9 protein-coding genes and 1 tRNA gene are annotated in these 8,643 nt (G+C 68.1%); 5 read left to right on the top strand and 5 right to left on the bottom strand.

Annotated features, from left to right (window positions below):
* Positions 1 to 150: 150 nt before the first annotated feature.
* Positions 151 to 447 carry a gas vesicle protein GvpJ gene (gene gvpJ / locus ACWCOV_RS36480; protein WP_449833931.1) on the bottom strand — a complete coding sequence of 99 codons (297 nt, stop codon included), beginning with the start codon at positions 445 to 447 and terminating at the stop codon, positions 151 to 153.
* A 652-nt stretch (positions 448 to 1,099) separates the two neighbouring features.
* On the opposite strand from gvpJ, the gene ACWCOV_RS36475 reads away from it, so the two are divergent.
* From ACWCOV_RS36475 to ACWCOV_RS36460, 4 genes are all read left to right on the top strand, one after another.
* Positions 1,100 to 1,891 carry a GAF and ANTAR domain-containing protein gene (locus tag ACWCOV_RS36475; RefSeq protein ID WP_449833930.1) on the top strand — a complete coding sequence of 264 codons (792 nt, stop codon included), beginning with the start codon at positions 1,100 to 1,102 and terminating at the stop codon, positions 1,889 to 1,891.
* 414 nt (positions 1,892 to 2,305) lie between these two features.
* Positions 2,306 to 3,076, top strand: coding sequence for an acyl-CoA desaturase (locus ACWCOV_RS36470; RefSeq protein WP_449833929.1), 771 nt, complete (start codon positions 2,306 to 2,308; stop codon positions 3,074 to 3,076).
* A gap of 204 nt (positions 3,077 to 3,280) precedes the next feature.
* Positions 3,281 to 4,120: an integrase core domain-containing protein gene (locus tag ACWCOV_RS36465; RefSeq protein WP_449833928.1), complete on the top strand. Its 840-nt coding sequence runs from the start codon at positions 3,281 to 3,283 to the stop codon at positions 4,118 to 4,120.
* Between the two features lie 102 nt (positions 4,121 to 4,222).
* A complete protein-coding gene (locus tag ACWCOV_RS36460) occupies positions 4,223 to 5,428 on the top strand; it encodes an IS481 family transposase (RefSeq protein WP_449833927.1) in 1,206 nt (401 codons plus the stop codon).
* Between the two features lie 58 nt (positions 5,429 to 5,486).
* Here the strand turns inward: ACWCOV_RS36460 and ACWCOV_RS36455 are convergent.
* A tRNA-Arg gene (locus ACWCOV_RS36455) sits at positions 5,487 to 5,559 on the bottom strand.
* A 143-nt stretch (positions 5,560 to 5,702) separates the two neighbouring features.
* On the opposite strand from ACWCOV_RS36455, the gene ACWCOV_RS36450 reads away from it, so the two are divergent.
* Complete coding sequence (locus tag ACWCOV_RS36450) at positions 5,703 to 6,131, top strand: DUF1761 domain-containing protein (RefSeq protein ID WP_449833926.1); 429 nt, start codon at positions 5,703 to 5,705, stop codon at positions 6,129 to 6,131.
* On the opposite strand, the gene ACWCOV_RS36445 is transcribed toward ACWCOV_RS36450, so the two are convergent.
* From ACWCOV_RS36445 to ACWCOV_RS36435, 3 genes are all read right to left on the bottom strand, one after another.
* The gene (locus ACWCOV_RS36445) at positions 6,128 to 7,414 is read right to left on the bottom strand and encodes a hypothetical protein (protein ID WP_449833925.1); all 1,287 of its coding nucleotides are present in this window, start codon (positions 7,412 to 7,414) and stop codon (positions 6,128 to 6,130) included. The two genes, ACWCOV_RS36450 and ACWCOV_RS36445, sit on opposite strands and share 4 nt — an antisense overlap.
* A 92-nt stretch (positions 7,415 to 7,506) precedes the next feature.
* The gene (locus tag ACWCOV_RS36440) at positions 7,507 to 8,106 is read right to left on the bottom strand and encodes an META domain-containing protein (protein ID WP_449833924.1); all 600 of its coding nucleotides are present in this window, start codon (positions 8,104 to 8,106) and stop codon (positions 7,507 to 7,509) included.
* 12 nt (positions 8,107 to 8,118) lie between these two features.
* Positions 8,119 to 8,598, bottom strand: a complete 480-nt coding sequence (locus ACWCOV_RS36435) for a SigE family RNA polymerase sigma factor (protein WP_449833923.1) — start codon at positions 8,596 to 8,598, stop codon at positions 8,119 to 8,121.
* Positions 8,599 to 8,643: the final 45 nt, after the last annotated feature.

The following is an 8,643-nucleotide window of genomic DNA, read 5'->3' as shown; positions in this document are numbered from 1 at the left end:
CGGGCCCGCGCCGCCATCCCCGGCCTCGAGCAGAAACAGCCGGTACTCCGCCGGCTACCCCACTGGGTGATTCATTCCTCACCGGCGATCCGCCGAAGCGGGAGCAGCCTAGACACGAGCTGCGAGGTTCTCTGCGCGATCGCGACATCATCAGCGTTCGCCGTCGCGGCTCTTGTCTCGCCCGAACAGACCCTCTACTGCCCTGCGGCCCTGTCCGCGCGACGCGGCCTCCATGCCGCTCTCAGTCCCTTCGGCCATGAGTTGCGGAAGGCCCTTGCCGCCCTTCTCGTACAGGTCGAGGCGGTTCGTGGCTTCGGCGAAGCGCAGATACGTGTCGACACTCGCGACCACGATGCGTGCGTCTATGGTGAGCAGTTCGATCCCGATCAGAGACACCCGGACGTAGGCATCGATGACGAGTCCCTTGTCGAGGATGCTGTCGATCACGTCCGCGAGACTGCTCGGCGCGGGCCGCTCGAGATAACCACCGGAGCGGCCGGGACCTGAGGCCGAAAGAGTCATTGGTCTGCCTTCCAGTCAACTCGCAGCTACTGGATCTGCGCGTCGACTACGTCGTCGCACTACGGGATGATCACCCGGCCTCGGTACCCGTTGGCAGCCACCACCAACCCAGAAGAACGTTCGGGTGTCGATGTCTTGAGACATCACATGGCACGCCCGGCAGTGTTGGGTGTCGAACGCCCAGTTGGTCACCACGGGTGCTGGTGGAGGGGTGTTCTCACGCGGAGGTGGCGCGCCGGTACGGTGTGTCGCAGTCGCGTATCGGCCCCGCTGGGCTGCTCGAGGAACAACTCGTCCAGGCGCCGCCTGATCTGCTGCCGGGCAGGCTCATCCGCTCACCAACCCCGGAGGGATTGCTGCCTGGAGGGCGAGGTAGTCCCATCACGGGCCGCGGCCTGGGGACGCAGCGCAGCCGGGCATTCGGCCTGCTGTACAACTAGGGACTTCAGTGGCGCTTTGGGCGCGGATTGGCGGTATCGTTCGAAGCATCACACCGATTCTGACTTCGAATCGGCGTGCTCGGCTGTCCTGGACCCGACGGCGCTCCAACGCTGTGCCATTGCAGGGAGTCGGGCCCATGTCTGTCACGCACACTGCAGATGATCAGCCGCTCGCAGTCGGCAGTTACCGCCCCAGTTCATGTTCGCCCGCCACAGGCGTGGCGGTCGCTGCCGGGTTCGCGCAGTTGGCGGTGGAGATGTCCGGCGCGGCGAGCATGGCCGAGACGATGGGCCAGGTGCTGGAGTACGCGCTGCGCGCCACCGGGTGCGACTGCGCCGGAGCGGTCTTGGTTCAGCGCGGTCGGCGGCTACAGACAGCCGGTGTCACGGACCGGCGGGTGGAGCAGGCTGACCAGCTGCAACGGGAGTACGGCGAGGGGCCCTGTGTCCCGGTGAGCAGGCAGCACCACAGCGTCTTGGTCTGCGACACCGTTGTCGACCGGCGGTGGCCGCAGTGGAGTCCACGGGTGGCCGAGCTGGGTCTGCGCAGTGTACTCACCGTCGGGCTGTTCACGGCCCGGTCGACCCTGGGCGCGCTGAATCTGTATCGGACCCATCCGGGCCAGTTCACCGCCGCGGATGAGGCCACCGCGCGTCTGCTGGCCCGGCACGCCGCGGTCGCGGTCGCGACCGTACGAGAGGCGTCAACGCTGGCGCAGGCGGCAGAGGCGCGCACACTTATCGGCCAGGCTCAGGGACTGTTGATGGAACGCTTCGCGATCGACGCCGACCAGGCGTTCGCAGTGCTCCGTCGCTATTCACAAGACAACAACGTCAAGCTCCGGGTCGTAGCCGACGAATTGGTCACCACCCGGCGGCTTCCCACCAGATCACTGATCGGTACCACCGAGGGATCGGCGATCAGCTGACCGGTGGTCGGCCCCTGGTTGGCGATGAGGAATGGGAGGCGGCGTGGTCAGTGTCATCGTTACGGGGGGAGCCGCGAGTGGATGGTCGTGCAGTGGGGCACCTGGAGGATACGGCGCCGGTCGGCCCGGGCGGACCGAGACGTCGTGTCTTTGGCGTTCAGAAGCGAAGCGCTGGGCCGCCCAAGAGGCGGCTCACCAAGTTTCACCCGTGCTTGGGTGACGGTCTAGGACGGGGCCATGGCTTCAGTAGCAGGTTCGGATGATTCGCCTGCGGGCGAATTCCAGCCCGTTGGTGGCAACCTCGAGCGTGGGCTCATCTGGGTGTTCATCGTGGTGCCTACTCTCGCGCTACTGCCGGGGATCTTGTTCGCCTGGGGCGGCTGGATCGGCTGGCGCGACATCGTCCTCCTGGTCGTGTTCTACGTGATCACGACCACCGGCATCGGCGTCGGCTACCACCGAGGCTTCACCCACGGCTCGTTCAAGAGCAAGCGTGGCCTCAAGATCGCCCTCGCTGTCGCCGGCAGTCTGGCTCTCGAAGGGCCCGTCATCCGCTGGGTAGCCGACCACCGCAAACACCACAAGTTCTCCGACCGGGACGGAGATCCCCACTCGCCCTGGCGCTACGGCACCACCGCCTGGGCGGTGACCAAGGGATTCATTTTCGCCCATGTCGGGTGGGTGCTCTGGGGTCAAGATCGCGCCGACCCGAAGCACTACGCCCCAGACCTCCTGAACGACCGCGACATGGTATGGATCTCGCGGCACTTCCGTGGACTGGCGGCGGTCTCCGTGCTGGCACCGGCGCTGATCGGTGGACTGTGGGGCAGGTCCTGGCACGGTGCCGCTACCGGGTTCTTCTGGGGCACGCTGGTCCGCGTCGCACTGATGCACCACGTCACGTTCTCGATCAATTCGATCTGTCATGTCACGGGCAGGAAGCCGTTCAACGCCCGCGACCGGTCGGGAAACGTCTGGTGGCTTGCCATCCTGAGTCAGGGCGAGTCGTGGCACAACCTCCACCACGCCGACCCCAGCTGCGCACGCCACGGTGTGCTCAAGGGACAGGTCGACATCAACGCCTGGTTCATCAAGCGATGCGAACAGCTCGGCTGGGCGTACGGCGTCAAATGGCCAGACCAGGAACGCCTCCAAAGAAAACGCGCAGCCCGGCGCCTGACCTGACGCGCTCCAACCATCCGCGACACGGACGCCGGGCGCCCACAGCCCGACGTACTCCAGCCGACCCTGTCTGAACAACGGTGAAGGCAGCCGACTCGACCACCGCACGGCCCAGCTACTTTGCTCTCCGCAGGTCAGACACAGCTCGGCGGCCGGGCGGGCTGCGCTTCTGAACCCGCCCAGCCTCGCTGCGCTCCTGTCGTACCAATGGAGTCGCCGCGTGCATCGCCGGTTCCCCGGGACGGCCACCTCACCCCTCGGGTCGGGCTGCGTATTGGCGAAGGGCCTGGCCGGGCGGGGGTGGGGGTGGAGGGGGCCTCGGCCAGACCCTTCTGCTTGCGCGGCGGTACCCTCACCACGTTCCGTGAATCCGTCGAGCAGTACGGCGTTCGGCCTCGACGCCCCCGACAACGGCATGGTCTACACCACCCGGTTGTCCGGCGGGACGGTGGCCGCAACGGGTTCGAGACCGAGCTGCGCCGGTTGAACATCGTGCAGAAGAACTCCCGCCCGAACCATCCCACCACCGGCGGGAAGGTGGAGCGGCTCCAGCAGACGATGAAGAAGTGGCTGCGGGCCCAGCCGGTCCAGCCGGCCACGATCGCCGAGCTCCAGGCGCTGCTCGACACCTTCGTCGAGTGCTACAACCACCGACGGCCACACCGGTCCCTGCCGCAGCGCTGCACCCCGGCCACCGCCTACGCAGCCCGCCCGAAAGCAACCCCGAGCACCGACCGGACCGGCGAGGTCCACCGCCGGGTCCGCACCGACCGCGTCGACGACACCCGGCGTCGTCACCCTCCGCGCCAACGGCCGGCTCCAGCACATCGGCATCGGCCGAACCCACGCCCGAACCCACGTCATCCTGCTCATCCAGGATCTCGACATCCGCGTCGTCGACGCCGCCACCGGCGGACTTCTCCGCGAACTCATCCTCGACCCCACCAAGGACTACCAACCCACCGGACGCCCACCCGGCCCCACCCGCAAACACCCCAAATGACAACAGCCGAACCCACGAATCGTAGGTTCAGCTGTCGCCTATGACTTGAGACATCACACGGTGCCCCCGGCAGTGTTGTGGTTCAAGACATCGGAATGGGGTGTCTCGATACATCGGAATAGGTGTGGGGGCGCGATGTTTCGGGGGTGTCGAAGCGTCGGTTGGTGATCACGGCGGTGCTGGCGGGGCGTTCGCAGTCGGAGGTGGCGCGGGCCTATGGGGTGTCGCAGGGCTGGATCAGCCGGTTGCTGGCCAGGTACGCGGTCGAGGGCGAGGCGGTGTTCGAGCCGCGGTCGCGGCGCCCGAAGACCTCGCCGCGGGCGACGCCGGCCGCGACGGTGGAGCTGGTACTGCGGCTGCGCAAGCAGTTGTCCGAGCAGGGCCTGGACGCCGGCGCGGACACGCTCGCCTGGCACCTGGAACACCATCATGACGTGCGGTTGTCGCGGGCCACGATCCACCGGATCCTGGCCCGCGCCGGCGCTGTCGTACCGGATCCGGCCAAGCGGCCGCGGTCGTCGTACCTGCGGTTTGCCGCCGAGTTGCCGAACGAGTGCTGGCAGTCCGACTTCACCCATTACCGGTTGACCACCGCCGGGGGCGGTCCTGGCGCCGATGTCGAGATCATCACCTGGCTGGACGACCATTCCCGCTACGCCCTGTCGGTCACCGCCCACGTCCGGATCACCGGGGCGATCGTGGTCGCGTCGTTCCGTGAAACCGTTACGCAGTACGGCATCCCGGCCTCCACGCTCACCGACAACGGGATGGTCTACACCACGAGATTGTCGGGCGGGAAGGGCGGCCGCAACGGCCTCGAGACCGAACTCCGCCGGTTGAACATCGTCCAGAAGAACTCCCGCCCGAACCACCCCACCACCTGCGGGAAAGTCGAGCGGTTCCAGCAGACCCTCAAGAAGTGGCTACGGGCCCAACCCGTCCAGCCCACCACCCTGACCGAGCTCCAGGCCCTGCTCCACACCTTCGCCGAGTACTACAACCAGCACCGCCCGCACCGGTCACTCCCGCACCACGCCACCCCAGCGGCCGCCTACCACGCCCGCCCCAGGGCCACCCCCACCGCCGACCGCACCGGCGAGGTCCATCACCGGGTCCGCACCGACCGCGTCGACGACACCGGCGCCGTCTCGCTGCGCCGAGCCGGCCGCCTCCACCACATCGGCCTCGGACGAACCCTGGCCCGAACCCCCGTCCTGCTCCTGATCCAGGACCTACACATCCGCGTCGTCGACGCCGCCACCGGCGAACTCCTGCGCGAACTGGTCCTCGACCCCACCAAGGACTACCAGCCCCGCGGCCTCCCACCCGGCCCCAAGCCCAAAAACACATAGCTCCGAACCCCAATTGCAGGTTCGGAGCTATACCGATGTCTTGAGACATCACACACGGTGCCCCCGGCAGGATTCGAACCTGCGACGCACGGTTTAGGAAACCGACGCTCTATCCCCTGAGCTACGGGGGCGGACAGACGGGGACAGCGTAGCGGACTTGTCGGTGGGGCTCATCTTCGTGAGCGGAGGGTGATCACGATCTCGGCATGGGTGTGGACACGGGGGTGGGGTGGGCGCACGCTGCGGTCATGGGGCGATTCGTGGGGGAGGGGTCATGACTTTCGGTGTGCTGGGGGACCTGAACTGGCTCGCGGTGGTTGTTTGTGTGGTGGTGTATTTCGGGATCGGGGGGTTGTGGTTCGCTCCGGTTGCCTTTGGCAAGCAGTGGCAGGAGGCGATCGGGTGGACCGAGGCGGACCAGGAGCGGGCGACGCCGGCCGTGATGTACGTCGTACCGCTGTTGACCTGCCTGGTCACGACGGTGGCGCTGGCGATGGTGGCCGAGGCGAGTGGGACCGACACGTTCGGCGAGGGCGTCGTGCTGGGCATCGTGGCAGGGCTGCTCCTGGTGGCGCCGGCGCTCTACGTGACGGGGTTCTTCGATCCGCGGAAGCCCAAGCCGCAGACGTGGATCGGGATCACCGCCGGCTACCACGTCGTCAGCATCCTCGTGATCGCCGTGATTCTGGCGGTGTCGACCTAACCGGTCAGGGCAGAGACGCCCAGGTGGCCCGAGATGGAGGCATAGCGCTCGGCGTAGAGGGTGGTGCAGCGGGAGGAGGCGCAGCCGGAGCCGGCGAAGGTGGTGCCGCGGATGGTGGCGCCGGTGGAGCCGCGACCGGTGTAGACCGGGCCGCCGGAGTCGCCGCCGATGATCGCGATCTTGCCGCCGCGGGTGGCCCGGATGACGTACGTCGTACAGCCGTCGGTGTCGCAGTACTTCGCTGACGTCGAGCGGACCGTGATGCCGCACAGCGACGTGCTGAAGCTGCCGGACTGGCAGACGACCGTGCCGACGCCGGGGTCGCCGCCGCCCTTCACCGTGCGGGTGTCGGCCGAGTCGCCTGGGCCGTCGGTCCAGATCTTGACGCCGTACGTGCTGCCGGTGAGCAGGGCCTGGTCGTAGTCGGGGTAGTTCGTGCGGACCGAGGTGGTGCCGTAGTAGTGGCTGCCCGACTTCCACAGCGTCCCGACGCCGCCGCAGTGTCCGGCGGTCACCGATCCGCGCTGGCCGTTGGAACGCCGTACGACGGAGAAGCCGGCAGTGCAGTTCTTCAGCGCCGACGTGATCCGCGCACCGCCCCAGTGCCCGCCCTTCGGGGTGTCGTTGAGCCGGGACGTCCGCGCGAGTGAGCTCTCGACCAGCTGTACGCCGGACAGGCCGCGCAGCCCCTCCAACGACTCGGCCGACGTCGTCGCCTTGTCGTACTCGACCACGATGTCCTCGCTGACCGGGTCGAGGTCGGCGGCGAACGTGGTCCGGTTAGCGTCACCTGACCACGACCGGGCGCCGACCGTGTTCCAGGTGTCGGCGACGGCGCGTGCCGATCGGCAGCTGCGTTCGACCCGGACCATCTGCTTGCCGGCCGCGGGGACGTTGCGGTTCATCGCGGCCTCGTACCTGCGGGTGTCCAGCATCGAGCTGTCCACGACGACCTTGTAGCCCGTCGACGCCGAGCCGACCACGCCGATCACACCCTGGCTCAACCCGTACGGCAGGCCGGACTTCGGCCGCCCGGTGGCGTCCACTGGTTCGAGAGACCGGACGGCGAGGCTGATGCCGTCGCCGAGGGACTCCCCGAGCGGCCGAGGGTCCGAGGAGGACGTCGGCTGGGCCAGCCGCTTGGACTGCACCGAGCTCGCGCTGGGCTGTGCGTGTGAGCACGGTGCCGCGGCGGCCGGGGCAGCCCCGGACGCCGTCAAGCCGACCGCGAAGAGTGAGACTGAGCCGAGTGTGAGCAGCTGGACGGTAACTGAGAGTCGCACGTAGCTCCCCAAATCGGTGGACGGCCGCATCCATCGTCCGGTCAGGGACTCCGCTCAGTCAAGGCCCGCTCACCGACAGCGAGCAATTTCGACTACCGTGCGCGAGCGTAACTCGCAAGTTCACGCCCGTCGGCGGCGAAGAACTTCAGCGTGTCCGCGTCGAGCGTGATCCGCTTGGCACCCTGCAGTACGGCGGTGTGCGGCACGTTGTCGCACCCGATCAACCGCTGCGGGCCGGCCTTCGCGGTGAACTCGCCGCGCTGACCGATCGTGTACGTCCCCTGCAGCCCGTTGCAGCCGTCCGAGCCGGTCCACGTCCCGTCCGCGCGGAACTCGACCACTGGGTCGTCCGGCCGCTCCGTCTTCAGCGAGGTGAGCCCGGCCATCTGGACCGGACGCCACGTGCCGGCCACGCTTTCGGCCGACGGCGGCGCTTGCACCGACGGCGTCGCGACCGGAGCCTGGCCGCCTGCGACCGGCGGCTGCACGGGCGAGTTCCCGCCCAGGCTGAAGCCGACGACGGCGACGGCGGCCACTGCCACCGCTGCGGCGCCGGAGATGATCCAGGTACGGCGCTGGGCCTGCCGGGCGCCCGTGGTCACGCGCTCGGTCAGACCGGTGGCCGGCGGCACCGAGGCCGCGGCACGGTCGAAGGTTCCCCGCAGGTCATCCTCGAGATCGGTGTTGCTCACGACAACCTCTCATCACACGTGGTGGGACTGTCTCGTCTTCCGCAGCGTGGCAAGCGCCCTGCTGGCGGTCGCCCGGACGGAGGACGGTTTGATGCCGAGCACCTCGGCGATCGTGTGGTCGTCCAGGTCCTGGTAGTAGCGCAGCACCAGCACGACCCGCTCGCGCGCCGACAACTCAGCGAGCGCACGCCACAGAGCGTCCGAGTTCGCGACCTCGGTCGCGTGGTCGGGAACTGTGTTCTCCGCGTCGATCTCGGCCGCCGGTGCCTCGGTGAACGAGCGTCGCCGCGTCATCGACAGGTACGCGTTGATCAGGATCCGCCGGACGTAGTGGTGCGGGTCGTCCGCCTTCCGCACCTTCCGCCACGACCGGAACGCCTGCATCAAGGCGATCTGCGCCAGGTCCTCTGCTCGCTGATAGTCGCCGGAGACGGTGAAACCGAGCCGCACCAGTTCCTGTCCGCGCGCGGACACGTACTCCTCGAACTCCACTCGCCACTCCCCGGCTGGGCGTACAACACCTCACACCTATTAGAC

Source organism: Kribbella sp. NPDC002412 (genome assembly GCF_053592935.1).
The sequence above is the reverse complement of the archived record's forward strand: the minus strand, read 5'-3'. Positions and strand labels throughout refer to the sequence as shown.